At 61.3% G+C, this 24,729-nt stretch carries 27 protein-coding genes; 19 read left to right on the top strand and 8 right to left on the bottom strand.

The window, feature by feature from the left end:
• Window positions 1-236 precede the first annotated feature (236 nt).
• From B0E42_RS03165 to aroC, 3 genes are read right to left on the bottom strand one after another with little or no spacing between them, the layout of a single operon-like run.
• Window positions 237-770 carry an acireductone dioxygenase gene (locus tag B0E42_RS03165; protein ID WP_077505623.1) on the bottom strand — a complete coding sequence of 178 codons (534 nt, stop codon included), beginning with the start codon at window positions 768-770 and terminating at the stop codon, window positions 237-239.
• A gap of 34 nt (window positions 771-804) precedes the next feature.
• Window positions 805-1,950, bottom strand: coding sequence for an MFS transporter (locus tag B0E42_RS03160; protein ID WP_018612526.1), 1,146 nt, complete (start codon window positions 1,948-1,950; stop codon window positions 805-807).
• Window positions 1,951-1,984: 34 nt separating this feature from the next.
• Window positions 1,985-3,076 (bottom strand): chorismate synthase, encoded by a 1,092-nt coding sequence (aroC, locus tag B0E42_RS03155; protein WP_024618518.1) that lies wholly within the window; start codon window positions 3,074-3,076, stop codon window positions 1,985-1,987.
• Window positions 3,077-3,218: 142 nt separating this feature from the next.
• Here aroC and B0E42_RS03150 point away from each other — a divergent pair, with 142 nt between their 5' ends.
• Window positions 3,219-4,184 carry an alpha/beta hydrolase gene (locus B0E42_RS03150; RefSeq protein ID WP_077505621.1) on the top strand — a complete coding sequence of 322 codons (966 nt, stop codon included), beginning with the start codon at window positions 3,219-3,221 and terminating at the stop codon, window positions 4,182-4,184.
• 106 nt (window positions 4,185-4,290) lie between these two features.
• Window positions 4,291-5,079 carry a hypothetical protein gene (locus B0E42_RS03145; RefSeq protein ID WP_077505619.1) on the top strand — a complete coding sequence of 263 codons (789 nt, stop codon included), beginning with the start codon at window positions 4,291-4,293 and terminating at the stop codon, window positions 5,077-5,079.
• 172 nt (window positions 5,080-5,251) lie between these two features.
• Here B0E42_RS03145 and prmB read toward each other — a convergent pair whose 3' ends face one another.
• Window positions 5,252-6,160: a 50S ribosomal protein L3 N(5)-glutamine methyltransferase gene (gene prmB, locus B0E42_RS03140; protein WP_053182324.1), complete on the bottom strand. Its 909-nt coding sequence runs from the start codon at window positions 6,158-6,160 to the stop codon at window positions 5,252-5,254.
• A gap of 254 nt (window positions 6,161-6,414) precedes the next feature.
• On the opposite strand from prmB, the gene B0E42_RS03135 reads away from it, so the two are divergent.
• The 5 genes from B0E42_RS03135 (at window position 6,415) to B0E42_RS03115 (ending at window position 9,186) form a co-directional block, all read left to right on the top strand.
• A complete protein-coding gene (locus B0E42_RS03135; protein ID WP_077505617.1) occupies window positions 6,415-7,005 on the top strand; it encodes a cysteine hydrolase family protein in 591 nt (196 codons plus the stop codon).
• Window positions 7,006-7,135: 130 nt separating this feature from the next.
• On the top strand, window positions 7,136-7,456 hold the full coding sequence (locus B0E42_RS03130; protein WP_014339620.1) for a hypothetical protein: 321 nt from the start codon (window positions 7,136-7,138) through the stop codon (window positions 7,454-7,456).
• Between the two features lie 73 nt (window positions 7,457-7,529).
• Window positions 7,530-8,087, top strand: coding sequence for a Smr/MutS family protein (locus B0E42_RS03125; RefSeq protein WP_003204497.1), 558 nt, complete (start codon window positions 7,530-7,532; stop codon window positions 8,085-8,087).
• A gap of 77 nt (window positions 8,088-8,164) precedes the next feature.
• Window positions 8,165-8,710 carry a GTP cyclohydrolase I FolE gene (folE, locus tag B0E42_RS03120; RefSeq protein ID WP_003204506.1) on the top strand — a complete coding sequence of 182 codons (546 nt, stop codon included), beginning with the start codon at window positions 8,165-8,167 and terminating at the stop codon, window positions 8,708-8,710.
• A gap of 104 nt (window positions 8,711-8,814) precedes the next feature.
• Window positions 8,815-9,186, top strand: coding sequence for a glutathione S-transferase N-terminal domain-containing protein (locus B0E42_RS03115; RefSeq protein ID WP_053182476.1), 372 nt, complete (start codon window positions 8,815-8,817; stop codon window positions 9,184-9,186).
• 144 nt (window positions 9,187-9,330) lie between these two features.
• Here the strand turns inward: B0E42_RS03115 and B0E42_RS03110 are convergent, their stop codons facing one another.
• On the bottom strand, window positions 9,331-10,497 hold the full coding sequence (locus B0E42_RS03110) for a PLP-dependent aminotransferase family protein (protein ID WP_018612511.1): 1,167 nt from the start codon (window positions 10,495-10,497) through the stop codon (window positions 9,331-9,333).
• An 82-nt stretch (window positions 10,498-10,579) separates the two neighbouring features.
• Between B0E42_RS03110 and B0E42_RS03105 the strand changes: the two genes are divergently transcribed.
• The 3 genes from B0E42_RS03105 (at window position 10,580) to B0E42_RS03095 (ending at window position 13,438) form a co-directional block, all read left to right on the top strand.
• Complete coding sequence (locus B0E42_RS03105) at window positions 10,580-11,026, top strand: MarR family winged helix-turn-helix transcriptional regulator (protein ID WP_077505615.1); 447 nt, start codon at window positions 10,580-10,582, stop codon at window positions 11,024-11,026.
• A gap of 373 nt (window positions 11,027-11,399) precedes the next feature.
• The gene (locus B0E42_RS03100; protein WP_024618509.1) at window positions 11,400-12,749 is read left to right on the top strand and encodes an NCS2 family permease; all 1,350 of its coding nucleotides are present in this window, start codon (window positions 11,400-11,402) and stop codon (window positions 12,747-12,749) included.
• A gap of 62 nt (window positions 12,750-12,811) precedes the next feature.
• On the top strand, window positions 12,812-13,438 hold the full coding sequence (locus B0E42_RS03095; RefSeq protein ID WP_018612505.1) for a LysE family translocator: 627 nt from the start codon (window positions 12,812-12,814) through the stop codon (window positions 13,436-13,438).
• 219 nt (window positions 13,439-13,657) lie between these two features.
• On the opposite strand, the gene uraH is transcribed toward B0E42_RS03095, so the two are convergent.
• Window positions 13,658-14,011: a hydroxyisourate hydrolase gene (gene uraH / locus B0E42_RS03090; protein ID WP_053182329.1), complete on the bottom strand. Its 354-nt coding sequence runs from the start codon at window positions 14,009-14,011 to the stop codon at window positions 13,658-13,660.
• 413 nt (window positions 14,012-14,424) lie between these two features.
• Here uraH and puuE point away from each other — a divergent pair, with 413 nt between their 5' ends.
• The 6 genes from puuE (at window position 14,425) to B0E42_RS03060 (ending at window position 20,196) form a co-directional block, all read left to right on the top strand.
• The gene (puuE, locus tag B0E42_RS03085) at window positions 14,425-15,351 is read left to right on the top strand and encodes an allantoinase PuuE (RefSeq protein WP_077505613.1); all 927 of its coding nucleotides are present in this window, start codon (window positions 14,425-14,427) and stop codon (window positions 15,349-15,351) included.
• Complete coding sequence (gene uraD / locus B0E42_RS03080; protein WP_077505611.1) at window positions 15,348-15,863, top strand: 2-oxo-4-hydroxy-4-carboxy-5-ureidoimidazoline decarboxylase; 516 nt, start codon at window positions 15,348-15,350, stop codon at window positions 15,861-15,863. The genes puuE and uraD overlap by 4 nt, the downstream gene beginning before the upstream one ends.
• Before the next feature lie 68 nt (window positions 15,864-15,931).
• Window positions 15,932-16,927 carry an allantoicase gene (gene alc / locus B0E42_RS03075; RefSeq protein ID WP_018612497.1) on the top strand — a complete coding sequence of 332 codons (996 nt, stop codon included), beginning with the start codon at window positions 15,932-15,934 and terminating at the stop codon, window positions 16,925-16,927.
• A 121-nt stretch (window positions 16,928-17,048) separates the two neighbouring features.
• Window positions 17,049-17,552: an ureidoglycolate lyase gene (locus B0E42_RS03070; protein ID WP_024618504.1), complete on the top strand. Its 504-nt coding sequence runs from the start codon at window positions 17,049-17,051 to the stop codon at window positions 17,550-17,552.
• A gap of 51 nt (window positions 17,553-17,603) precedes the next feature.
• The gene (locus B0E42_RS03065) at window positions 17,604-18,905 is read left to right on the top strand and encodes a urate hydroxylase PuuD (protein WP_033062871.1); all 1,302 of its coding nucleotides are present in this window, start codon (window positions 17,604-17,606) and stop codon (window positions 18,903-18,905) included.
• A 505-nt stretch (window positions 18,906-19,410) separates the two neighbouring features.
• The gene (locus tag B0E42_RS03060) at window positions 19,411-20,196 is read left to right on the top strand and encodes an outer membrane protein OmpK (protein WP_018612491.1); all 786 of its coding nucleotides are present in this window, start codon (window positions 19,411-19,413) and stop codon (window positions 20,194-20,196) included.
• Between the two features lie 222 nt (window positions 20,197-20,418).
• Here the strand turns inward: B0E42_RS03060 and B0E42_RS03055 are convergent, their stop codons facing one another.
• Together B0E42_RS03055 and B0E42_RS03050 are read right to left on the bottom strand one after the other, a co-directional pair.
• Window positions 20,419-21,573 (bottom strand): patatin-like phospholipase family protein, encoded by a 1,155-nt coding sequence (locus tag B0E42_RS03055; RefSeq protein WP_053182335.1) that lies wholly within the window; start codon window positions 21,571-21,573, stop codon window positions 20,419-20,421.
• Between the two features lie 49 nt (window positions 21,574-21,622).
• On the bottom strand, window positions 21,623-22,555 hold the full coding sequence (locus B0E42_RS03050) for a lipid A biosynthesis lauroyl acyltransferase (protein ID WP_053182339.1): 933 nt from the start codon (window positions 22,553-22,555) through the stop codon (window positions 21,623-21,625).
• 118 nt (window positions 22,556-22,673) lie between these two features.
• On the opposite strand from B0E42_RS03050, the gene minC reads away from it, so the two are divergent.
• From minC to minE, 3 genes are all read left to right on the top strand, one after another.
• Window positions 22,674-23,411, top strand: coding sequence for a septum site-determining protein MinC (gene minC / locus B0E42_RS03045; RefSeq protein ID WP_024618502.1), 738 nt, complete (start codon window positions 22,674-22,676; stop codon window positions 23,409-23,411).
• A gap of 200 nt (window positions 23,412-23,611) precedes the next feature.
• The gene (gene minD / locus B0E42_RS03040; RefSeq protein ID WP_003179114.1) at window positions 23,612-24,424 is read left to right on the top strand and encodes a septum site-determining protein MinD; all 813 of its coding nucleotides are present in this window, start codon (window positions 23,612-23,614) and stop codon (window positions 24,422-24,424) included.
• Entirely contained in the window at window positions 24,424-24,678 is a 255-nt protein-coding gene (minE, locus tag B0E42_RS03035) for a cell division topological specificity factor MinE (protein WP_003179111.1), read from the top strand. The genes minD and minE overlap by 1 nt, the downstream gene beginning before the upstream one ends.
• Window positions 24,679-24,729: the final 51 nt, after the last annotated feature.

Here is a 24,729-nt window from a genome sequence, read left to right as displayed (position 1 = left end):
GGGCAACCCGGCATGGATGCCGGGATAGCCGCGCTGGGCCATGGATGGCCCTTCGCGGCGGGCCCACGGAGCAATGCCGGAGTGAGGGCATGCCGAGCCTAAGCGAGGCACCGAGTGGTGGGGCAAAGCGCTTTTGGTTACTTTTGGCGCTCTTCCAAAAGTGACCCGCCGTCAGGGCGGAACCATAAGCCGCCGTTACCGAAATAACGGATATACACCCCCCCTAAGAACGCAGGTCAATCCTCCAAACGAGGAAACCGCCGAGCAATATCATCCCCAGTAAGCTCCGCAACCAACCCCTGCAAATCACCAGACAAACGAATCGTAACGAAATGCGGCCGCTCCCCCCTGTCAAACCAATGCGGCATACCAGCAGGCACCGTTATCAAGTCGCTCCTTTCACACAGCACCGCATAGACATAATCCCCAACGTGCAGGTTAAACAAGCCACGACCAGCAACGAAAAATCGCACTTCATCCTGACTATGGCGATACTCATCGAGCTCCCCAGCCTGTTCCGGCTGATCACTGCTGACACTGACGACATCGACCGCCACATAACCGCGCTCAGTCATCAACCCATCGATCTGAGCCTGGTAAGCCGCAATGATCTCTTCCTCACTGGCACCCGGCTGGATTTTCACCGCCGCTTCCCAACGGGCAAAGTGAATACCTTGTTCAGCCAGGGTCGCGGCAATGTCCTCAAAGTGGGTCAACACCTTGTTCGGAATATCAGGGCTCGAGACGTGATAGACGGACAGGCTGCTCATGACAATGGCTCCAGAAAATTAACGGTTCGAAGGCTCATGGCCGGTCCTCTTGCATACGTGTGGCAATGATAACGGCTGCCGCGAAAGCCGCGAGGCTGGCGAGACTGAACGTCCAACTGGCACCCAAGGTGTTCCAGCTATAGCCGGAATACAACGCGCCCAAGGCCCCGCCCGTGCCGGCCAGCGCCGCATACAGCGCCTGCCCCTGGCCTTGCTGGCGAGGCCCGAAGCTGCGTTGCACGAAATGGATGGCAGCGGCGTGAAAGCTGCCGAAGGTCGCCGCGTGCAGCACCTGGGCGAACAACAATACCCAGAGAAACTCGGCCAGCGAACCCAACAACAACCAGCGCAACGCCGCCAGCAGGAAGCTCGCCAGCAGCACCCGGCGCACGGAAAACCGCGTCAGGATCCGGCTCATCAGCAGGAAGACCAAAACTTCCGCCACCACGCCAAGGGCCCAGAGCAGGCCGATCAACCCGCGGCTGTAGCCCAGGTGTTCGAGGTGCAAGGTCAGGAAGGTGTAATACGGCCCGTGGCTCACCTGCATCAGGCCCACACAGGTATAGAACGCCAGCACGCCAGGGTTGCGCAGTTGCCGCAGGAAGCCCTCCCCCGAAATGCGCGGCCCCTGCAGTGGCTGGGCGTTGGGCACCCAGAAGCTGGCGAGCACGATGCCGGCCATGATCAACACCAGCGCCACCGGGTAGATGTCCAGGCTCAGCCATTCGAACAAGCGGCCGAGCACCACCACGGTGATGATGAAACCGATGGAACCCCATAGACGGATCTGGCTGTAGCGCGAGGCCTGCCCACCCAGATGGGCCAGGGTAATGACTTCGAACTGCGGCAACACCGCGTGCCAGAAGAACGCATGCAGCGCCATGACCATCGCCAGCCAGGCGTAGCTTTTATCGATGAAGATCAGCGAGAAGGCCAGCAGCGTGCAGATCGCGCCGAAACGCACGATCGCCAGGCGCCGGCCGGTGTAATCCCCCAGCCAGCCCCAGATGTTCGGCGCCACGCAGCGCATCAGCATCGGGATGGCCACCAGCTCGCCGATGCGCGCCGCGTTGAACCCCAGGTGATCGAAATACAGCGCCAGGAACGGCGCCGTCGAACCGAGCAGCGCGAAATAGAACAGATAGAAACTGGAGAGCCGCCAGTACGGCAGTGCCGCCACGGCCGTCAGGCCACGGCGGTCGGCAGGCCAACCATCAAAGCTGCCCCAGCACCGGGGTGCTGACGCGAACGTCGGCGTTCTGGCCGCGATGACGCAGCAGGTGATCCATCAGCACGATCGCCATCATCGCCTCGGCGATGGGCGTGGCACGGATGCCGACGCACGGGTCATGACGGCCTTTGGTGATGACGTCCACCGGGTTGCCATGGATGTCGATGGAGCGGCCCGGCGTGGTGATGCTGGACGTCGGCTTCAAGGCCAGGTGCGCCACGATCGGCTGGCCCGAGGAGATGCCGCCGAGGATGCCGCCGGCATTGTTGCTCAGGAAACCTTGCGGGGTCAGTTCGTCACGGTGCTCGGTGCCGCGCTGGGCGACACAGGCGAAACCGGCGCCGATCTCCACGCCTTTCACCGCGTTGATGCTCATCAGCGCGTGGGCCAGCTCGGCGTCGAGGCGGTCGAAGATCGGCTCGCCAAGGCCCGGCATCACCCCTTCGGCGACCACGGTGATCTTCGCGCCGACCGAATCCTGGTCCCGGCGCAGTTGGTCCATGTAGGCCTCGAGTTCCGGCACCTTGTCCGGGTCGGGGCAGAAGAAGGCGTTCTGCTCCACCGACTCCCAGGTCTTGAACGGGATTTCGATGGGGCCCAGCTGGCTCATGTAGCCACGGATGACGATGCCCTGGCTGGCCAGGTACTTCTTGGCAATCGCCCCGGCTGCCACACGCATGGCGGTTTCCCGCGCCGAGCTGCGACCGCCGCCACGGTAGTCGCGCTCACCGTATTTGTGGTGGTAGGTGTAGTCGGCGTGGGCCGGGCGGAACAGGTCCTTGATGGCCGAGTAGTCCTTGGACTTCTGGTCGGTGTTGCGAATCAACAGGCCGATGGCGCAGCCGGTGGTGCGCCCTTCGAACACGCCGGAGAGAATTTCGACTTCATCGGCTTCCTGGCGCTGGGTGGTGTGGCGGCTGGTGCCGGGCTTGCGCCGGTCCAGGTCACGTTGCAGGTCGTCCAGGGAAATCTCCAGGCCCGGCGGGCAGCCGTCGACAATGGCGACCAACGCCGGGCCATGGCTTTCGCCCGCGGTGGTGACAGTGAACAGCTTGCCGTAGGTATTGCCGGACATGCAGGGTGCTCCGTGAAATCGCTGAGAGACTCAACCTTGGATTCGTAATGCGCGCCAGTATACGCAGGCTCCCCGCGTAGTTCATCCTCGAACCTTATCGGCGGCCACCAGTCCAACCGGCACCTTCGCAACTAATGGCGTGATGATGTTAAAGCTGCTTGCCTTAAGCCTTACCTTGTTCACCGGCCTGTTTTGCAGCCTGGCCCAGGCCACGGTGCTGCAACGCCCGATCAGCCTCGACACCGGCAGTGGTGAGCTTTTCGGCTCGTTGCTACTGCCCAAGTCCGACACACCGGTGCCGGTTGTCCTGATCATTTCCGGGTCAGGTCCTACGGATCGCGACGGCAACAACCCCGAGGGCGGGCGCAACGACAGCCTCAAGCGCCTGGCCTGGATCCTGGCCAAACACAACATCGCCAGCGTGCGCTATGACAAACGCGGCGTGGCCGCCAGCCTCGCGGCGACACCGGACGAGCGCAACCTGAGCGTCGAGGCCTATGTGGCCGATGCCGTGGCCTGGAGCCGCAAGCTCGCCGCCGATTCGCGACTGGGCCCGTTGATCCTGCTGGGCCACAGTGAAGGCGCGTTGATCGCCAGCCTCGCCGCGCCCCAGGCCAATGCAGCGGCGGTGATTTCGCTGTCTGGCAGTGCCCGGCCGATCGACCAGGTGCTGCGCCAACAACTGAGCAACCGCCTGCCACCGCCGCTGATGTTGCGCAGCAACGAACTGCTCGACAACCTCAAGACCGGTCGACTCGACGACAACGTGCCGGCGCAACTGCAGGTCATTTTCCGCCCCAGCGTACAGCCCTACCTGATCTCGTTGTTCCGCCAGGACCCGGCCCGGGCCTTCGCGGCGTTGAAGATGCCGGCCTTGATTATCCAGGGCAGCAACGATATCCAGGTCAGCGTCGATGACGCCAGGCAGCTGAAAGCCGCCAAGCCCGACGCTGAATTGGCGCTGATCGAGGGCATGAATCACGTGATGCGCATCGTGCCCAACGACGTGAAACGGCAACTGGCCTCCTACAAGGATCCCAACCTGCCCCTGGCGGCCGAGCTCGGTGCGCGAATTCTGCGTTTTATTGACTCGTTAGCCGCGCGTTAGGCGGTTTTAGTCGATTTAGCTTCAGGACTGGCAAAAACGGCCGATAGCCCGGTGTCGGATAGCGCTATGGCTGCCGACCAGCCGGCCTGGACAGGATTTTGCCGTTATGACTGAAACTCAAGCTTCCCCCGACACCGCCGCCGAAGCCCCCGCCTCGTCTGCGGTGGAGCTGCCGTGGGCCGACGTGCATGCCGAGCATCACAAAATGCTCCGGCTCGCGCCGCTCAAGACCGACCGCGCCACCGGTGCGCGGCCATTGCGGTTTGTCGAGTTCAGCTATGCCGAGCGCCACAGCAAGGAACGCAGCCTGCTGCGCATGAGCATCCTGTTGCCGAACCAGCGCGTGCGCAAGGAACAGAATCACTTGGACGTCTGGGCCGACCACGTCGAGAAACGCCTGTTTTTTTCCCCGGACAACCTGCAAGTCGAGCCGTTTAACCGTGGCATCGGCCGTTTCCTCGCGGCCCAGGGCATTACCTGGGCCAAGAAACGCTGGTCGGCCTACCGGGTAGACGGCACCGACCTGGATAACAAGGACGCCCTGAACGAAGACACTCGCCTGCGCCGCGACCGCTTTCTCAAGGCCCAAGGCTTTGAGGTGGTCTACGCCGACGCCCAGCACCTCAAGGGCAGCGTCAAGCCAACCCACGTTGGCGATCTGCTGGGGGACTGGAACACCGAGAAGCTGCAGTTCGTGGAAATCCTTGAAGCGGCGCAGATGCTGCAACAAGCCGAGCAGAACCTGGCGGAACAGGAAGTCAAACTCAAGCAGCAGGAAGAGAAGGTCAACAAGTTCAAGCGCGAAGACACTGGCTTGCGCTTCACCATCACCTGCCTGGTGGCCTTCGCCATGTTCCAGGCGGGGTTGCTGATCTGGATTGCGACGCGGCACTGATTGCTGGCTGCTTGACACATAACCCTGTGGCGAGGGGATTTATCCCCGCTGGGGTGCGAAGCGCCCCTAAATCTGCCACTGTGGTGGGTCAAGACAACAGCCGGGGGCTGCTGCGCAGCCCAGCGGGGATAAATCCCCTCGCCACAAGGACAGTTCCGTCAGGTCACTCGGGTCAAACCCGCGAAGCAAACAACCCCTGGTGCTGGCGGCATTGCTCGGCACTGAGCATGAACACGCCATGGCCGCCACGTTCGAAGTCGAGCCAGGCGAAATCGACTTCCGGGTACAGCGCCTCGACGTGCACCTGGCTGTTGCCCACCTCGACAATCAACAATCCCTTCTCGGTCAGATGATCGGCCGCCTCGGCCAGCATCCGGCGCACCAGGTTCAAGCCGTCATCGCCACAGGCCAGGCCCAGTTCCGGCTCGTGCAGGTATTCCTGTGGCATGTCGGCGAAATCTTCCGCATCGACGTAGGGCGGGTTCGACACGATCAAGTCGAAACGTTGCCCCGGCAGACCTTCGAAGCCATCGCCCTGGACCGTGAACACGCGCTCATCGACGCCATGGCGCTCAATGTTCTGGTTGGCCACTTCCAGCGCTTCGAACGACAGGTCGGCCAGCACCACCTCGGCCTCCGGGAACTCATAGGCACAGGCAATGCCGATGCAGCCGGAACCGGTGCACAGATCAAGAATCCGCGCGGGTTCCTGGCCCAACCAAGGCTCGAAACGCTTTTCGATCAGCTCGCCGATGGGCGAGCGCGGAATGAGCACGCGTTCGTCGACGATGAACGACATCCCACAGAACCAGGCCTCGCCCAACAAATAGGCGGTTGGCACCCGCTCTGTGATACGCCGACGCAGCAGGCGCTGCACATGAACCAGCTCTTCGTCTTCAAGGCGGCAGTCCAGGTAGCTGTCGGCAATTTCCCATGGCAGGTGCAATGCGCCCAGCACCAGTTGCCGGGCTTCATCCCACGCATTGTCGGTGCCATGGCCGAAAAACAGATCCTCCCCATGGAAACGGCTGACGGCCCAACGGATATGGTCGCGCAGGGTACGGAGACGGGAAGTGATCACGGCGGCAAACTCCAGAAAAATCGACGGGCGAGTCTACCAGCCAAACGCGGCCCCACCCAAACACGCCCCGATGACGAACGAAAAACCCCGGACCAATCGTAGGAATTATCCGTTTTTTGATCCGCCTATTGAACAAGACGAGCATCTTGACAAGGCTGTAGGCCAGCAACGGCGGCCCTTGCGATGGAAGCGATTCACAGAACCGCTCAGCCAGAGGACAATGTCGCAAAAGCCCCACTCGAAGGAGCCCCAGAATGTCCGTTCCAAAAACGATGTTTCAACTCAGCGGCCGTGGTTATGCAGCGGCCAATCTGAGTCAAGCGACCCTGATCATCATCGATGCCCAGAAAGAATACCTCGCAGGCCCCCTGGCCTTGAGCGGCATGGATGCAGCCGTCGCGAACATCAAGCAATTGCTCGGTGCGGCCCGTACAGCCGGTCGGCCGATCGTGCATGTGCGCCACCTGGGCACCCATGGCGGGCTGTTCGATCCGCAAGGCGAGCGCGGGGAGTTCATTCCCGGCCTCGAACCCCAGGGCGACGAAACCGTGGTCGAAAAGCTGCTGCCCAGCGCGTTCCACGGCACCGAACTGAAAAAGCGCCTGGAAGACTTCGGCCCCCTGGACCTGATCGTGTGCGGGTTCATGAGCCATTCCAGCGTCAGCACCACCGTGCGCGCCGCCAAGAACCTGGGCTTTCGCTGTACCCTGGTGGAAGACGCCTGCGCCACCCGCGACCTGCCGTACAAGGGCGGCGTCCTCAGCGCCGAACACGTTCAGCAGACCGAAATGGCGATCATGGCGGACAACTTCGCCACCCTGGCGTTGACCCGTGACTTCATCTGATGTCCTTCGATGAGCGGCCCGTGACGCCGCTCATCCGCAAAAGCCTCTCATTTGCCGCAATTACCGGAGTATCAGGAACAACCCGAACATCTTCCGGTCGAAGGGCCGATACCCATTGAGGAAGGTCGGAATGAAGTTATCCGATGGTTTTGACGCACGTCGCTTGCGGCCCAAGGGCCCGAGCAACTGGCGGTTTCGTTTTGGCGCGGCGATCGCTGCGCTATTGGCAACACTCGGTGTACTGCTGGCCATGGCCGGTGCCGCCAGCCTGCTGGGCCGCCCGCCCGCACTGGGCGAGTTGAATGCCACACCAATGGGTTCGGCAATCATCCTGGCGGTCGGGCTTTTCGTGCTGTTGCTGGGCGTTTGGCTCTGGCGCCGCTGCCGCCGTCGCGCCCGCCAATCCCTGGAGCTGGCCATGGCTCCACACCTGATGAAAAAGCACGACTGACCCGCCATCCGACGTTTTGTCGCGCCTGATCCCGCCAGAGTTGGGTAAACTGGCCGGCTTCGCGGAGGCTGACATGCAAGACGATGACTTTTCCCTGTTCAAAAGTGCGATCCAGGGCGTAAAACCGATCAAGCACGACCGCGCCGAGACCGGCAAGCCCAAGGCCGATCGCGCGCAAATCGCCAAGCTGCGCCAGGCCGCCACCGTGCGTACCGACGCCACGACCGTGGATGGCTTGTCCGATCAGTTCGTGATCGACGTCGGGCCGGAAGACGAGTTGATGTGGGCACGCGACGGTGTCCAGGAAAGCCAGATGCGCAAGCTGAAGGTCGGCCAGATCCCCTTCGAAGGCAGCCTCGACCTGCACGGCATGAGCGTCGAAAAGGCCCGGGAAACCCTGTGGGCATTCCTGGCCGAAGCCACCAAGTTCGAAATCCGCTGCGTGCGCGTCACCCATGGCAAAGCCGTGCGCCTGGACGGCAAGCGGCCGATGATCAAGAGCCACGTCAACACCTGGCTGCGCCAGCACCCGCAAGTGCTGGGCTTCACCTCCTGCCAGGCAAAACACGGCGGCGCCGGGGCGGTCTACGTGATGCTCAAGCGCACCATGATGGAAGGCCGCGACGAATAGCCCTCGCTTGCCGAGCTTGCAGCGCCGTGTCCGCCACCGTACCCTTGCCCTTTGCGTAAAATCCCACAGGTAGTTTCATGTCTCTGGAACAGAATTACACCGCGATTCTCGGCCAACTGGGCGAGGACGTTTCCCGCGAGGGCCTGCTCGACACGCCCAAGCGTGCTGCCAAGGCCATGCAGTACCTCTGCCGCGGTTATGAACAGACCCTGGAAGAAGTCACCAACGGTGCCTTGTTCAGCTCCGACAACAGCGAGATGGTGCTGGTCAAGGACATCGAGTTGTACTCGTTGTGCGAACATCACCTGCTGCCTTTCATCGGCAAGGCTCACGTGGCCTACATCCCGAGCGGCAAGGTGCTGGGGCTGTCGAAAGTCGCGCGCATCGTCGACATGTATGCGCGTCGCCTGCAGATCCAGGAAAACCTCAGCCGCCAGATCGCCGATGCGGTCCAGCAAGTGACTGGCGCCCTCGGCGTAGCGGTGGTGATCGAGGCCAAGCACATGTGCATGATGATGCGCGGCGTGGAAAAGCAGAATTCCTCGATGATCACCTCGGTGATGCTCGGCGAGTTCCGGGAAAACGCCGCCACTCGCAGCGAATTCCTCAGCCTCATCAAGTAATCCGTCGCATGAAGAAAACCGGCATTGATCGCCGGTTTTTTTTCGCCTGTGAAAAATCAGGTAAGCTGCGCGCCCTCTTCTTCCCTGCCGCGAGGCTTAATACCGTGATCGTCAAAGCGCTTCGAGTTGGCTTGGGCCAGCTCATCATCTTCATCGACTTCATCACCCGCCCGGGCAAGCAAAAGCGCCCGGCCGAGGCCCAGGCGCAGGTCGAGCAGGCCGCTCGCAGCCTGACGCTGTATCAGTTCCACGCCTGCCCGTTCTGCGTGAAGACCCGCCGCACCCTGCGCCGCCTCAATGTGCCGGTGGCTCTGCGCGATGCGAAAAACAATGAGCAGGATCGCCAGACGCTGCTGGAGCAAGGCGGCCGGATCAAAGTGCCGTGCCTGCGTATTGAAGAGAATGGCGAGACCACCTGGATGTATGAGTCCAAGGTGATCATTGAGTATCTGGATAAGCGGTTCTCGGCAGCCTGATAGTTTTCTGGTGTGACGACTGGCCTCATCGCGAGCAAGCTCGGCTCCCACAGGGGGCCTTGGTGAACACTGGATTTGTATTCACCACTGTCCCTGTGGGAGCAAAGCTTGCTCGCGATGGGGCCAGTCCAGTCACCACATAAGTCAGGCTGCTTTTGCAGCCAACGCCTCCCGCACCACCCCCGCCAACCGCTTGAGCCCTTCATCCAACCGCGCCGGGTCGATGTGGCTGAAGTTCAAGCGCAAGTGCCCCGGATGCTGGTCCGGCTCCGGAAAGAACGGCTCCCCCGGCATGAACGCAACGTCGGCCGCCAGCGCGGCGGCGAGCAAGGTGCGGGTGTCCAGCGGCTGCCTGAGGGTCAGCCAGAAAAACAACCCGCCCTGGGGCACGTTCCAGTCCGCGATATCAGAGAAATGCTTTTGCAACGCCGCCTGGAAGCGGTCGCGACGGTCCCGATAGAAATCCCTCAACTCACTCAAATGGCTGCGGTACTGCTCGGTGCCGATCCATTGCAGCGCCTGCCACTGACCGATGCGATTAGTGTGCAAATCCGCCGACTGCTTGAGTCGCAGCAGGTGCGGGAACAAATCCGGGCTGGCGATCAGGTAGCCCACCCGTAGCCCCGGCAACAGGGTTTTCGACACGGTGCCGGTGTAGATCCAGCTGGCCTTCTTCAAGCGACTGACAATCGGCGTGGCACTGCCGCCATCGAACGTCAGCTCGCGGTAGGGTTCGTCCTCGATCAGGGTCACGCCAAACTCGTCCAACAGCGCCGCCACCGCATCGCGCTTGGCTTCGCTGTAGCGCACCGCCGAGGGGTTCTGGAACGTCGGAATCAGGTAGATGAACGCAGGCCGATGCTGCTCCAGCCGGGCCCGCAGCTGTTTCAGGTCAGGGCCGTCGGCCTCCAGGGGCACGGTGATGCAGTCGGCGCCGAACAGCTGGAAAATCTGCAACGCCGCCAGATACGTCGGCGCTTCAAGCATCACTTGCGTGCCGACGTCGATGTGCAGCTTGGCCGCCAGGTCGAGGGTTTGTTGGGAGCCGCTGACCACCAGCACCTGACTCGCCTCACAGGCCACACCCAGCGCCCGCGCCTGGGCCGCCAGGGCTTCGCGCAGGGCGGGCTCGCCTTCGCTCATGCCGTACTGGCCCATGGACAACGGCATGGCCGCCCATTCCACTTTCGGCAGCATGGCTTCGGCCGGCAGGCCGCCGGCGAACGACATCACTTCAGGGCGCTGCGCCGCCGCGAGGATTTCTCGAATCAAAGAACTTTTGAGGCGCGAGACACGTTCGGAAAAAGCCATGGAGGTCACCTGTAGCGAGGCACGGGAGGAATGAGTCAAACTGATTGACCGAAATTACTCCGCCTTCTCTGGATACGTCAATATGCTTGACCTTAAAAACCCGACTTCCCAACAGATGGCCATGGAAGCGTTTTTCTTCGGTTACCAGGCGTTCACCGCCAAGGCCGATGAAATGCTCGAGCGCCGCGGGTTGAGCCGGGTGCACCAGCGCATCGTCTTTTTTATCGCCCGCTACCCGTCATTGAGCGTGAAGGAATTGCTGGCATTGCTTGGGGTGAGCAAGCAGGCGCTGAACATGCCGTTGCGGCAGCTGATGGAAATGCACCTGGTGAACAGCGTCGCGTCCGAGACCGACAAGCGCAAGCGGCTGCTGGAACTGAGCGCCGAGGGCGAACGCTTCGAGCAGGCGTTGCGGCGTGAGCAGGTGAAATTGCTGGAGCGGGTGTTTGCCGAGGCCGGGGAAGCGGCGGTGGATGGGTGGCTGGCGGTGAACCTGGCACTTGGGAAGGGTCAGGTGGCTGTCGACTGAGTTTCCTCTGCAAGCTGTGTATTGCCCGGTCTATCGCCATCGCGGGCAAGCCTTGCTCCCACAGAGGGTCTCAGCGGACACCTGCTGGAAGCAAAACTGTTCCCACAGAGGGTGTGGACGCCCGCCGTGGGAGCAAAGCTTGCTCGCGATAGCGCCCTCAAGGTCGATATACCCCTATCGCCCGACATTTCGTCGACAACATAGAAAACATTATTTGCTTTATTTGTATACAAAAGCATAATTCGCTTCGTGCGAGTTCCTGACCAACAGGTCAACATACTTCGCCAGCCTTACCTGCCTCAGCGCATCGCAGCCACCCCCAGGGCGTGTGCGGTGCTGGAAATAACAATAAGACTCTTGAGGAGTACTCGCTGTGGAAAGCCGCAAACCCGAAGCCCAGACGCTGGACCTCTCGCCGCCACTACGCAGTGGCTGGCTGGAACGCCTCTTCAAACTTAGCTTGCACGGCACCACGGTGAAGACCGAGCTGATTGCCGGCCTGACGACCTTCATCACCATGGCCTACATCATCTTCGTCAACCCCAACATCATGGCCGACGCCGGCATCGATCACGGCGCCGCATTCGTCGCCACCTGCATCGCCGCGGCCCTGGGTTGCCTGCTGATGGGCCTGTACGCCAACTGGCCAGTGGGCCTGGCGCCAGGCATGGGCTTGAACGCCTTTTTCACCTACACCGTGGTCGGCACCATGGGCTACAACTGGGAAACCGCATTGGGCGCGGTGTTTATCTCCGGTGTGCTGTTCATGGTTCTGACCCTGTCACGAGTCCGTGAGTGGCTGCTCAACAGCATTCCGGTGAGCCTGCGGTTCGCCATGGGCGCGGGGGTCGGGTTGTTCCTCGGGCTGATCGGCCTGAAAACCGCCGGGATCATCGTCGACAGCCCCGCCACCCTGATCAAGCTCGGCTCGTTGCGTGAACCCGGGCCGCTGCTGGCCGCGGTGTGCTTCCTGATGATCGCCGTGCTCAGTTATCACCGCGTGTTCGGCGCGATCCTGATCAGTATCATCGCCGTGACCCTGGCCGGTTGGGGCCTGGGGTTGGTGCAGTACAACGGCGTCATGTCGACCCCTCCGAGCCTCGCCCCGACCTGGATGGCGATGGACGTGGCCGGTGTGTTCAACGTCAGCATGATCAGCGTGGTGCTGGCCTTCCTGTTCGTGCACATGTTCGACACCGCCGGCACCCTGATGGGCGTTGCCCAGCGCGCTGGCCTGGTGAAAGCCGATGGCAAGATCGAGAACCTGTCCCGCGCCTTGAAAGCCGACAGTGCCTCCAGCGTATTTGGCGCCATGGTCGGCGTGCCGCCGGTGACCAGCTACGTGGAAAGCGCCGCTGGTGTGGCGGCAGGTGGCCGGACGGGGCTTACCGCCGTGACCGTCGGTGTGCTATTTATTGCCGCCATGTTCTTCGCACCGCTGGCCGGGATGATCCCGGCCTACGCCACGGCCGGGGCCTTGATCTACGTTGCCATGCTGATGATGGGCGGCATGGCCCACATCGAATGGGACGAGGCGACCGACAGCATCCCGGCCATTGTCACGGCCATCATGATGCCCCTGACGTTCTCGGTCGCCGACGGTATCGCCCTGGGTTTCATCACCTATGTGGTGCTCAAGGCCGGCACCGGTAAACACAAGGAAATCTCCGTCAGCCTGTGGGTGCTCTGCGCGATCTTCATCGCCAAGTTCATCTTCTTGTAAGCGACAACATATCCACCCGCCTCACCCCTTGAGTGAGGCTTTTGTACATCAGGAGCAAAGCAATGAATCTGGAAACCTGGCTGTTGTTCAGCGGTGCCGCCTTGGTGGTGATCCTCATCCCCGGTCCGTTGTCGTTGTTGATGATCGGCAATAGCCTGAACTACGGCCTGCGCCGCTCGTATCCGGCGTTCCTGGGTGGGGTGATCGCGTCGATCTGCCTGCTGAGCGCTTCGGCGCTGGGGCTCGGTGCGTTGTTGATGGCGTCGGAGCAGTTGTTCAGTGCCCTGAAAATTGTCGGTGCCCTGTACCTGTTTTACCTGGCCTGGCAGAGCTGGCAGCAATCACGCCAACCGTCCCAAGGCGCCGAGGTGCCTCAGGCCGCCGCCGTCCCGCGCTTTCGCGCCCTCTTTGGCCGGGCGTTCGTGTTGGGCGCCAGCAACCCGAAAGACATCCTGTTCTTCGCCGCTTTCCTGCCGCAATTCTTGAGCGCCGAACAAGCGTTCCTGCCACAACTGCTGATCATGATCGCCACCTGGACCGTACTCGACCTGCTGTGCAAGCTGGCCTACGGCTTCGGCGCCCACGGTGCGGCGCGGTATCTGCGTACGGGTAACGGCCAGGGTTGGTTCAACCGGATCAGTGCCGGGTTGTTTGGCGGTGCGGGGGCGGCGTCCTTGTTGAGCCGCTAAGCGCCAAAAGCATCGCGAGCAGGCTCGCTCCCACAAGGACCTTCGTCGAAAACACATTTTGTGTTCACCGAGGATAACTGTGGGAGCGAGCCTGCTCGCGATGAGGCTCTCCAAGACGCCACATATCCACGGACAAAAAAAAGCCCGCAGTGTGAGCGGGCAAAAAACCAAAGAAGCGCCATGCGCAGTCGCTTCCAGGACAAGGCAGCCGCTTGGGGGTCAACTGCCTCGATAGGTTGAATAGGCGTAAGGCGAAATCAGCAGCGGCACGTGGTAATGATCCTGCTCGGCCGAAATGCCGAAGCGCAGCACCACCACATCCAGGAACGCCGGGTCGGACAACTGGACACCACGGGCGCGGTAGTAATCGCCGGCATGGAATTGAATCTGATAGACGCCCGAACGGTAGTCATCCCCTTGCAGCAGCGGTGCGTCGCAGCGACCGTCGCTGTTGGTCAGCGCGCTGGCGACCAGCTGCAGTTGCGAACCTTCCACACGGTACAACTCGACCTTGATCGAGCTGCCCGGGCAGCCGTGTGCAGCATCCAAAACGTGAGTAGTCAAACGTCCCATTGATTGTGCGCGCCTCGCTGCTGTGCAGTCCGGCCCGACGCCTCCTGAATCAGTTGAAAGACAGGCCGCACCGTTTCGGAGCACGAAACGCCACGGCAATGAATGAATTAAGACATTTTAAAAGAAAATTGTACACAATAAAAAACAGATATTTAGTCCACGCGCGTTCCGACAAAGGCTTCTGCCCAATCTTAAGCTACACCAACGGATACGCCATTCTTCCAGCCATTAATTGACCAGATGGGCAGGTTTCTTGCAGTGTAGACAAACCGGGGACAGCGGTGAAAAATGCAAAAAATCAGGCTTACAAATCGCACATAAAGTTGTATACAATCACTCCATCGTCGTGACGCCAGCCTATGATCCATCGCCAGGGCGCCACCCACATGGTTCGAACAAGAAGGAAAACTGCAGTGAGCGCTGACTACCCACGCGACCTGATCGGTTACGGCAGTAACCCTCCCCATCCCCAGTGGCCGGGCAATGCCCGCATCGCCCTGTCCTTCGTGCTCAATTACGAAGAAGGCGGCGAGCGCAACATCCTGCATGGCGACAAGGAAGCCGAGGCGTTCCTCTCGGAGATGGTCGCGGCGCAACCGCTGCAGGGCGAGCGCAACATGAGCATGGAATCGCTGTACGAGTATGGCAGCCGCGCCGGGGTCTGGCGGGTCCTCAAGTTGTTCAAGGAATTCGATATCCCGCTGACCATTTTCGCCGTGGCCATGGCCGCCCAGCGCCATCCGGACGTGATCCGCGCCATGGTTGCCGCCGGTCACGAAATCTGCAGCCACGGCTATCGCTGGATCGACTACCAATACATGGATGAGGCCCAGGAGCGCGAGCACATGCTCGAAGCGATCCGCATCCTCACCGAAATCACTGGCGAGCGTCCGCTGGGTTGGTACACCGGTCGCACCGGCCCCAATACCCGCCGGCTGGTCATGGAGGAAGGCGGTTTTCTCTATGACAGCGACACCTACGACGACGACCTGCCCTACTGGGAACCGAACACACCCAACGGCAAGCCGCACCTGGTGATCCCCTACACCCTCGACACCAACGACATGCGCTTCACCCAGGTGCAGGGTTTCAACAAGGGCGACGATTTCTTCCAATACCTCAAGGACGCCTTCGACGTGCTGTATGCCGAAGGCGCCGAGGCGCCGAAGATGCTCTCCATTGGGCTGCACTGCCGGTTGATCGGCCGCCCTGCCCGCCTGGCCTCACTCAAGCGCTTCCTCGAATACGTCAAAGGCCATGAACACGTCTGGTTCAGCCGTCGTGTCGACATCGCTCGCCACTGGCAGCAAACCCATCCGTATCCGGAGGCTTCGAAATGACCGCCTTCCAAACCCTCAAGCCCTCGACCTTGAGCCGCGAAGCGTTCGTCAAAGCCTTCGCTGACATTTACGAACATTCGCCATGGGTCGCCGAAAAGGCCTTTGACTTGGGCCAGGATGTCTCGATCGACGAGATCGAAACCCTGCACCAGCGCATGAGCGACATCCTGTTGAGCGCCGACCACGCCAGCCAACTGGCGCTGATCAACGCTCACCCGGACCTGGCCGGTAAAGCCGCCGTCCAGGGCCAACTGACCGAAGCCAGCACGAACGAACAGGCCGGCGCCGGTATTCACCAATGCTCGAGCGATGAGTTTCAGCGCTTCACCGAGCTGAACGACGCCTACAAGGCCAAGTTCAAGTTTCCCTTCATCATGGCGGTAAAAGGCAGCAACCGGCATCAGATCCTCTCGGCGTTCGAAACGCGCATCCATCACTCGGTAGACACCGAATTCAAATGCGCGCTGGCAGAGATCAACAAGATCGCGTTGTTCCGATTACTGACCCTTTAGCGAGCAGCCCTGCTACCCCAGGTCCTGCAAGCATCCCCAGCCAACCTATTTAAAGGCAGACAAGAAGAATGAAAGCTTACGCCGTACCTTTCGAGAAGTTCGTCAACCTGGCCGACGCCCGCCTCGGCACCAAGATCATTTCGGTCACCGATGACTGGTTCGCCGACGCCAACCGTTTGTTCCAACCGACCCCAGCCGTATGGAAGGAGGGCGTGTTCGATGACAACGGCAAGTGGATGGACGGCTGGGAATCGCGGCGCAAGCGCTTCGAAGGCTACGACAGCGCGGTGATCCGCCTGGGTGTGGCCGGCTCGATCAAAGGCGTGGACATCGACACCTCATTCTTCACCGGTAACTACCCACCGTCGGCCTCCCTGGAAGCCTGCTTCCTGACAGAAGGCGAGCCAGACGAAAACACCCAGTGGACTGAAGTGCTGTCGGCCGTCGAGTTGCAAGGCAACAGCCACCACTATCACGAAATCAACAACGACCAGGCCTTCAGCCACCTGCGTTTCAATATCTACCCCGATGGCGGCGTGGCCCGGTTGCGGGTCTACGGCATTCCGTACCGCGACTGGTCGGCCGTGGGCGACAACGAACAGCTCGACCTGGCCGCAGCCCTCAATGGTGGCCGTGCCCTGGCCTGTTCCGACGAACACTTCGGCCGCATGAGCAACATTCTCAACCCGGGTCGTGGCGTGAACATGGGCGACGGCTGGGAAACCGCCCGTCGTCGCACCCCGGGCAATGACTGGGTCATCATCGCCCTGGGCCATGCCGGCGAAGTCGAGAAAGTCATCGTCGACACCCTGCACTTCAAGGGCAACTACCCCGACAGCTGCTCGATCCAGGGCGCGTTCGTCAAGGGCGGCACCGACAGCCAGATCGAAACCCAGTCGCTGTTCTGGCGCGAGCTGCTGCCCAGCCAGAAACTGGAAATGCACGCCGAACATACCTTCGCCGAGCAGATCAAGGCCCTGGGGCCGATCACCCACATCCGCCTGAACGTGTTCCCGGATGGTGGCGTGAGTCGCCTGCGGGTGCTCGGTAAGGTAGCGAAGTAAGCGGCGCGCCCTTCGCGAGCAAGCCCGCTCCCACAGGGGAATGCATTCCAAATGTGGGAGCGGGCTTGCTCGCGAAGGCGCCAGAACAAACAACACAGAATTTTTGGATAAGAAGACCAGCATGCGCACACTCAAGATCGAACCGTTGACCAAAGAAGCCTTCGCCCCGTTCGGTGACGTGATCGAAACCGACGGCAGCGATCACTTCATGATCAACAACGGTTCGACCATGCGCTTCCATCGCCTGGCGACGGTGGAAACCGCCACGCCGGACGACAAGGCGATCATCAGCATTTTCCGCGCCGACGCGCTGGACATGCCGCTGACCGTACGCATGCTGGAGCGCCATCCGCTGGGCAGCCAGGCCTTCATTCCGCTGCTCGGCAACCCCTTTCTGATCGTGGTCGCGCCACTTGGCGATGCACCTGTATCAGGCTTGGTCCGCGCCTTCGTCACCAACGGCAGGCAGGGCATTAATTACCATCGCGGCGTCTGGCACCACCCGGTGCTGACGATCGAAAAGCGGGATGACTTCCTGGTGGTTGATCGCAGTGGCACAGGCAATAACTGCGATGAGCATTTTTTCAAAGAGGATGAGTATTTGATCCTCGCCCCCCACCAATAAGAGAAGGTCCGATCACGCGAAAACAAGCGTGACGGGCGAGAGGTAAAGACTGTGGAAGCACATATGCTGGAATGGCTGAACCTGAGCGTACGCTGGGTTCACATGATCACTGGCGTGGCCTGGATCGGCGCGTCGTTCTACTTCGTCTGGCTGGAAAACAACCTCAATCGCGTCAACCCCAAGAGCGGCCTGGCCGGCGACCTGTGGGCCATCCACGGCGGCGGCATCTACCACCTGGAAAAATACAAACTCGCGCCACCGTCCATGCCGGACAACCTGCACTGGTTCAAGTGGGAAGCCTACTTCACCTGGATGTCGGGCATCGCGCTGTTGTGCGTGGTGTTCTATTGGAACCCGACCGTCTACCTGCTGGCTCCCGGCAGCAGCCTGAGTGGTCCCGAAGGCGTCGCCCTGGGCCTCGGTTCGTTGCTCGTCGGCTGGTTCGTCTATTCCTTTCTTTGCGACTCAGCCCTGGGCAAGCGCCCTGCCCTGCTCGGCGTGATCCTGTTCGTACTGTTGATCGCCGCGGCCTACGGGTTCAGCAAGGTGTTCAGCGGTCGCGGCGCCTACCTGCACGTCGGGGCGGTCATCGGGACGATCATGGTCGGCAACGTGTTCCGCATCATCATGCCGGCCCAGCGTGCGCTGGTGGCGGCCATCGCCGAGAATCGCACGCCCGATCCTGCACTGCCGGCCAAGGGTTTGTTGCGTTCGCGCCACAACAACTACTTCACCCTGCCAGTGCTGTTCATCATGATCAGCAACCATTTCCCGAGCACCTACGGCAGCCAGTACAACTGGCTGATCCTGGCCGGGATCGCCGTGGCGGCGGTGCTGGTGCGCCACTACTTCAACACGCGCCATGACAGCAACCGGTTTGCCTGGACGCTGCCGGTCGGTGCCCTGGCGATGATCTGCCTGGCGTATGTCACAGGGCCCAAGCCCATGCCCACCACACCGGAGGTGGCCAAGGCAGCCGGCGTGATCGAGTACCAACCGTTGCCGGAAACGGCAGTGGGGGGTGGCGCGAAACCGGCGCCGGCCCCCGCCGCACCGACAGCGGCGCCCACCCAGGCCGCCAACGCCCAGGGCCCTTCGTTCGAGAAGGTCCACAGCGTGATCCAGGAACGCTGCTCGGTCTGCCATTCGGCCAAGCCCACCAGCCCGTTGTTCAGCGCCGCGCCAGGTGGAGTGATGTTCGACACCCCGCAGCAGATCCAGCAACAGGCCGCGCGCATCCAGGCCCAGGCCGTCACCAGCCAGATCATGCCATTGGGCAACATCACCCAGATGACCCAGCAGGAACGCGATCTGATCGGCGCGTGGATCAACCAGGGCGCGCGGACCAACTGAACCTCGCGCGCCAATAGCGTCACATGTCATACCGCTGACAGGCCGACCGGCTCACCACCGGCCGCCCGTCAGCGACTGCCTGCGCCTCAACAATAAAAACAAGAGGAAAGCACCCGATGACCCAGCCCCTCCATCACGCCCCAAATTCGCCGCGCATGCGCCGTTGCAGGGCACTTGAGGCCTGTGGTGCAAGCCCGCACCCTGCGCGGCCGTTCGAAACCGGCCGACACAAAAACCCCCTCCGATCTTGACCGCCCCGCCAACTTATCCAGGCGTCGGCGGATAGAATAAGCGCCCTTCTGAACACATCTCTTTCGACTGTTCCAAACAGCTGGATGAGTCTTTTTCCGGGTTTCCCCCGGCCTTGGCTCAGCTCTTGCTATCAGCATTCGCCACGCTCAAAAAGCTGACCGAACGGATGTTTTTTCATCCATGGAAAAAGGCGCCACACCAGAGCGCTGACCTGAAAAAAAAGCGGTACCACTTACCTTTGGGAGCAAACCGAATGAAACGTACGTGCACCAGCCTGATACTCGCGGGATCCTTGCTGGCCGGGGGCCAAGCGATGGCCGATGACCTGTTCCAGTGGCAGAACAACAGTCTCACCTACCTGTACGGCAAGGATTTCCAGGTCAACCCGCGCATCCAGCAGACCGTGACCTTCGAACACGCCGACGCCTGGAAATACGGGGACAACTTCTTCTTCCTCGATCGGATCTTCTATAATGGCCAGGACGACAGCCAGTCCGGCCCGAACACCTACTACGGCGAGTTCAGCCCACGCCTGTCGTTCGGCAAGATCTTCGACCAGAAGCTGGAGCTGGGCCCGATCAAGGATGTGCTGCTGGCCATGACGTATGAGTTCGGCGAAGGCGACAACGAGTCCTACCTGATCGGCCCGGGCTTCGACCTGGCAATTCCCGGCTTCGACTACTTCCAGCTGAACTTCTACAACCGCCAGACCGAAGGCCCACGCGCCGGCGACAACGTCTGGCAGATCACCCCGACCTGGGCCTACACCCTCCCGGTGGGTTCATCCGACATCCTGATCGACGGTTTCATCGACTGGGTGGTGGACAACGACACCAACTCCAAGGGCACCTACCACGCCAACCTGCACATCAACCCGCAGATCAAATATGACCTGGGCAAGGCGTTGAAGCTCGGCGCCAAGCAGTTGTATGTGGGTGTGGAGTATGACTACTGGAAGAACAAGTACGGGATCGAAGACAGCGACGGGTTCAAGACCAACCAGAGCAATACCAGCTTCTTGCTGAAGTACCATTTCTGATCTGATTCATTGGGATCCAGAAGTCACCGCACAGCTTTTGTGGGAGCGGGCTTGCTCGCGATAGCGGTGGGTCAGCCTGAGTCGATGCTGGATGTGCCGCCGTCATCGCGAGCAGGCTCGCTCCCACAGTAGATTTATGTCGTACACAGATTTTGTGTCCACTGAAGATCTACTGTGGGAGCGAGCCTGCTCGCGATTGCGGTGAACCTGCTGACATCACTCCTAAGCCAACCCCAAAAACCGACTCAACGCCTCACGCTGCGCCAACGCATCCTGGCGTCCCAGCTCGATCAGTTCGCTGCAATACCCCGCCTCGAACAACAGATAACTCAGCACCCCCGCACCGCTGGTCTTGGTCGCGCCCGGCCCGCGCAAGAATAACCGCAACGCACGGGGCAGTTCCTGGCGATGGCGGGCGGCGATTTCGTCGATCGGCTGGCTGGGTGAGATCACCAGCACATCTACTGGTGCCGCGCCGAGGGCGTGGGCCGGTACGTCATCAGGCAACAGGTGACTGAAACCGTTCAGGCGCTCAAGCAACTCGATGTCGCTTTCCAGGCTGTCAATGAACGTGCTGTTGAGCATATGGCCGCCGATCTGCGCCAAGGTCGGTTGCAGACCGGTGTAGCTGCGCTCGGAGGGATCCTGCCCGCCGGCGCCACGGGGGTTGCCGCTGACGCCGATCACCAGCACGCGATTGGCCCCCAGGTGCAACGCCGGGCTGATGGGCGCCGACTGCCGCACCGCGCCGTCACCGAAGTATTGCGGGCCGATCCTGACCGGCGCGAACAGCAACGGAATCGCCGAGCTGGCCAACAGGTGCTCCACCGACAACTGCGTCGGCACACCAATACGCCGGTGGCGCAGCCAGGCATCAATGGTCCCGCGCCCCTGATAGAAGGTGACGGCCTGGCCGGACTCATAACCGAACGCCGTCACCGCCACTGCCCGCAATTGCTGCTCGGCGATGGCCTGCTCGATGCCCGAGGCATGGAATTGGGCCTGGAGCAGTTCGCGCAACGGCGAACTGTCGATCAGCGCCACCGGCAACTTGGGCCCCAGGCCCAGCAGGCTATGAATGATGAAACGCCTGGCCTGGGCAATAACGCCCCGCCAGTCGCTGCGCATGACCTGATGGCTGCGCACCGTTTGCCAGAACGCCGTCAGCCGCTCGATGGCGGTCTTGAAGTCCATCGCCCCGCTCGCCAGGCTGACCGCGTTGATCGCCCCCGCCGACGTGCCGACGATCACCGGAAACGGATTTCGCGCCCCGTCCGGCAACAATTCGGCGATGGCCGCCAGTACGCCTACCTGATACGCCGCTCGAGCCCCGCCGCCGGAAAGAATCAATCCTGTAACCGGTTCAGCTGGGGTCATCGCAATGCTCCGTGCTCAAGGTGCTGCTGAAAAATGGCGGACTGCTGGCTCAACCGCGCTTGTCGTACAGCTTGGGCTCGCCCGGCGGACGGCTCTTGAAGCGCCGATGCGCCCAAAGGTATTGCTCGGGACAATCACTCACCGACTGCTCGACCCACTGGTTGATGCGGATGCAATCGGCTTCCTCGGTCTCGCCTGGGAAATCCGTCAGCGGCGCCTGGATCACCAGGCGATAACCACTGCCGTCGGCCAGGCGTTCCTGAATGAAGGGCACCACCAGCGCCTTGCCCAGGCGGGCGAACTTGCTGGTAGCGGTGACCGTCGCGGCCTGGACGCCGAACAGCGGTACGAACACGCTTTGCTTGGCGCCGTAATCCTGGTCCGGCGCATACCAGATCGCCCGCCCGGCCCGCAGCAGCTTGAGCATGCCGCGCACGTCGTCACGCTCCACCGCCAGGGAATCGAGGTTATGCCGCTCGCGGCCCCGGCGCTGGATGTAGTCGAACAGCGGGTTCTTGTGCTCGCGGTACATGCCGTCGATGGTGTGCTGCTGGCCGAGCAAGGCCGCGCCGATTTCCAGCGTGGTGAAATGCAGCGCCATCAGGATCACGCCCTTGCCCTCGCGCTGGGCCTGCTTGAGGTGCTCCAGCCCTTCGACATGGGCCAGCTTCGCCAGCCGCGAACGCGACCACCACCAACTCATCGCCATTTCGAAAAAGGCGATGCCGGTGGAGGCAAAGTTATCCTTGAGCAGCCGCTTGCGCTCGGCAGCGGACTTTTGCGGGAAACACAGTTCCAGGTTGCGACGGGCGATGCGCCGTCGGTCGCCGGCCACCCGGTACATCAGCGCACCCAATGCACGTCCGACCCGCAGCAGTAACGGATAAGGCAACTGGACGATCAGCCACAACAGCCCCAGGCCGCACCACAGCAGCCAGAAACGCGGATGAAAAAATGCAGTTCGAAAACGCGGGCGATCCATTACAGCTTCCATTAAGACATGGGCCGCGCATTCTACATTGTTCGACCCGGGTTGCGGCTGGCGGACGATCTCGTTATAAGTCTCGGCACTTTTAGTGACAAGCCGTTGTACGCCGACCATGAGCCAAACCGAACCGCTAGACCAAGATCCCGTGTTCCAGCTGAAGGGCAGCATGCTCGCCATTACGGTGCTGGAGCTGGCCCGCAACGACCTGGAAAGCCTTGACCGGCAACTGGCGGCGAAAGTCGCCCAGGCCCCGAATTTTTTCAGCAACGCCCCACTGGTGCTGGCCCTGGACAAACTGCCGGCCGGCGAAGGCGCGGTGGATCTGCCAGGCCTGATGCGCGTTTGCCGCCAGCACGGTCTGCGCACGCTGGCGATCCGTGCCAGCCGCATCGAAGACATCGCCGCCGCCATCGCCGTGGACATTCCGGTGCTGCCGCCGTCAGGCGCCCGGGAGCGCGTGCTTGAGCTGAGCCCGGTCGAAGCGAAGAAAGCCCCGGAAAAACCACCGGAGCCCACCATCAGGCCGACGCGCGTCATCACTTCGCCAGTGCGCGGCGGGCAGCAGATCTATGCCCAGGGTGGCGATCTGGTCATCGTGTCCTCGGTCAGTCCGGGGGCGGAACTTCTGGCCGATGGCAACATCCATGTATACGGCCCGATGCGCGGTCGAGCGCTGGCCGGCGTCAAGGGGGATACGAAAGCCAGGATCTTCTGTCAGCAATTGAGCGCTGAACTGGTCTCCATCGCCGGACAGTACAAGGTCTCCGAGGATTTGCGCCGCGATCCGTTGTGGGGGGCCGGCGTTCAGATCAGCCTGTCGGGCGACGTGTTGAACATCATTCGGCTTTAACGGATACTGCCGCATTTTCCAAGCATCTCTAAAACGAGCGAAAACGGCTTAAACGACGTAGGAAAAAGGATCAGGCAGTGTTTACCGGAGGTAAACCCCGCCCGACATCCGATTCCAGCCAAGCCTGTCCAATTGCAGCCGTTTTCCAGAGATGTTTTTCAGGGACTGACAAAGTCCTTTTTCCTTAGGGGTGAAACACCTTGGCCAAGATTCTCGTGGTTACATCCGGCAAGGGTGGTGTGGGTAAGACCACCACCAGCGCCGCTATCGGTACCGGCCTCGCTCTGCGCGGCCACAAGACAGTCATCGTCGACTTCGACGTCGGCCTGCGTAACCTGGACCTGATCATGGGGTGCGAGCGTCGCGTGGTCTATGACTTCGTCAACGTAGTCAATGGCGAAGCGAACCTGCAACAAGCCCTGATCAAGGACAAGCGCCTTGAGAACCTCTACGTGCTGGCCGCCAGTCAGACCCGCGACAAAGACGCGCTGACCCAGGAAGGCGTGGAAAAAGTGCTGATGCAACTCAAGGAAGACTTCGAGTTCGTGGTGTGCGACTCCCCGGCCGGTATCGAGAAAGGTGCCCACCTGGCCATGTACTTCGCTGACGAAGCGATTGTCGTGACCAACCCGGAAGTGTCATCGGTCCGTGACTCCGACCGCATGCTGGGCCTGCTGGCGAGCAAATCCCGTCGTGCCGAGAAGGGCGAAGAGCCGATCAAGGAACACCTGCTGCTGACCCGCTACAACCCGCAACGGGTCAGCGATGGCGAAATGCTCGGCGTCGAAGACGTCAAGGAAATCCTCGCCGTCACCCTGCTGGGTGTCATTCCGGAATCCCAAGCGGTACTCAAGGCTTCCAACTCTGGCGTGCCGGTGATTCTCGACGACCAGAGCGATGCCGGCCAGGCATACAGCGATGCCGTTGATCGCCTGCTGGGCAAAACCGTGGAGCATCGTTTCCTCGATGTAACGAAGAAGGGTTTCTTCGAGCGCCTGTTTGGAGGTAGGTAATGAACCTTTTTGACTTCTTTCGTGCCAACAAAAAGCCCAGTACCGCCTCGGTCGCGAAAGAGCGTCTACAGATCATCGTGGCGCACGAACGCGGCCAACGCAGCACCCCTGACTACCTGCCGGCCTTGCAGAAGGAACTGGTGGAAGTGATCCGCAAATACGTCAACATCGGTAGCGATGACGTGCATGTGGCACTGGAAAGCCAGGGCAGCTGCTCGATCCTGGAACTCAACATCACCCTGCCGGATCGCTGATAGATCCTGCGGTAGCCACGGCGGCTCGGGCTCAGCGCCCTTGTGTAGGAG

Source organism: Pseudomonas sp. A25(2017), assembly GCF_002001065.1.
GTDB classification, from domain to species: Bacteria; Pseudomonadota; Gammaproteobacteria; order Pseudomonadales; family Pseudomonadaceae; genus Aquipseudomonas; species Aquipseudomonas kilonensis.
The sequence above is the reverse complement of the archived record's forward strand: the minus strand, read 5'-3'. Positions and strand labels throughout refer to the sequence as shown.

Coding starts and splice junctions, on each gene's coding strand:
- B0E42_RS03165 (WP_077505623.1), bottom strand. CDS start 770: ATGAGCAGCCTGTCCGTCTATCACGTCTCGAGCCCTGATATTCCGAAC.
- aroC (WP_024618518.1), bottom strand. CDS start 3,076: ATGTCCGGCAATACCTACGGCAAGCTGTTCACTGTCACCACCGCGGGC.
- B0E42_RS03150 (WP_077505621.1), top strand. CDS start 3,219: ATGATGTTAAAGCTGCTTGCCTTAAGCCTTACCTTGTTCACCGGCCTG.
- B0E42_RS03145 (WP_077505619.1), top strand. CDS start 4,291: ATGACTGAAACTCAAGCTTCCCCCGACACCGCCGCCGAAGCCCCCGCC.
- B0E42_RS03135 (WP_077505617.1), top strand. CDS start 6,415: ATGTCCGTTCCAAAAACGATGTTTCAACTCAGCGGCCGTGGTTATGCA.
- B0E42_RS03130 (WP_014339620.1), top strand. CDS start 7,136: ATGAAGTTATCCGATGGTTTTGACGCACGTCGCTTGCGGCCCAAGGGC.
- B0E42_RS03125 (WP_003204497.1), top strand. CDS start 7,530: ATGCAAGACGATGACTTTTCCCTGTTCAAAAGTGCGATCCAGGGCGTA.
- folE (WP_003204506.1), top strand. CDS start 8,165: ATGTCTCTGGAACAGAATTACACCGCGATTCTCGGCCAACTGGGCGAG.
- B0E42_RS03110 (WP_018612511.1), bottom strand. CDS start 10,497: ATGGCTTTTTCCGAACGTGTCTCGCGCCTCAAAAGTTCTTTGATTCGA.
- B0E42_RS03105 (WP_077505615.1), top strand. CDS start 10,580: ATGCTTGACCTTAAAAACCCGACTTCCCAACAGATGGCCATGGAAGCG.
- B0E42_RS03095 (WP_018612505.1), top strand. CDS start 12,812: ATGAATCTGGAAACCTGGCTGTTGTTCAGCGGTGCCGCCTTGGTGGTG.
- uraH (WP_053182329.1), bottom strand. CDS start 14,011: ATGGGACGTTTGACTACTCACGTTTTGGATGCTGCACACGGCTGCCCG.
- uraD (WP_077505611.1), top strand. CDS start 15,348: ATGACCGCCTTCCAAACCCTCAAGCCCTCGACCTTGAGCCGCGAAGCG.
- alc (WP_018612497.1), top strand. CDS start 15,932: ATGAAAGCTTACGCCGTACCTTTCGAGAAGTTCGTCAACCTGGCCGAC.
- B0E42_RS03070 (WP_024618504.1), top strand. CDS start 17,049: ATGCGCACACTCAAGATCGAACCGTTGACCAAAGAAGCCTTCGCCCCG.
- B0E42_RS03060 (WP_018612491.1), top strand. CDS start 19,411: ATGAAACGTACGTGCACCAGCCTGATACTCGCGGGATCCTTGCTGGCC.
- B0E42_RS03055 (WP_053182335.1), bottom strand. CDS start 21,573: ATGACCCCAGCTGAACCGGTTACAGGATTGATTCTTTCCGGCGGCGGG.
- B0E42_RS03050 (WP_053182339.1), bottom strand. CDS start 22,555: ATGGATCGCCCGCGTTTTCGAACTGCATTTTTTCATCCGCGTTTCTGG.
- minC (WP_024618502.1), top strand. CDS start 22,674: ATGAGCCAAACCGAACCGCTAGACCAAGATCCCGTGTTCCAGCTGAAG.
- minE (WP_003179111.1), top strand. CDS start 24,424: ATGAACCTTTTTGACTTCTTTCGTGCCAACAAAAAGCCCAGTACCGCC.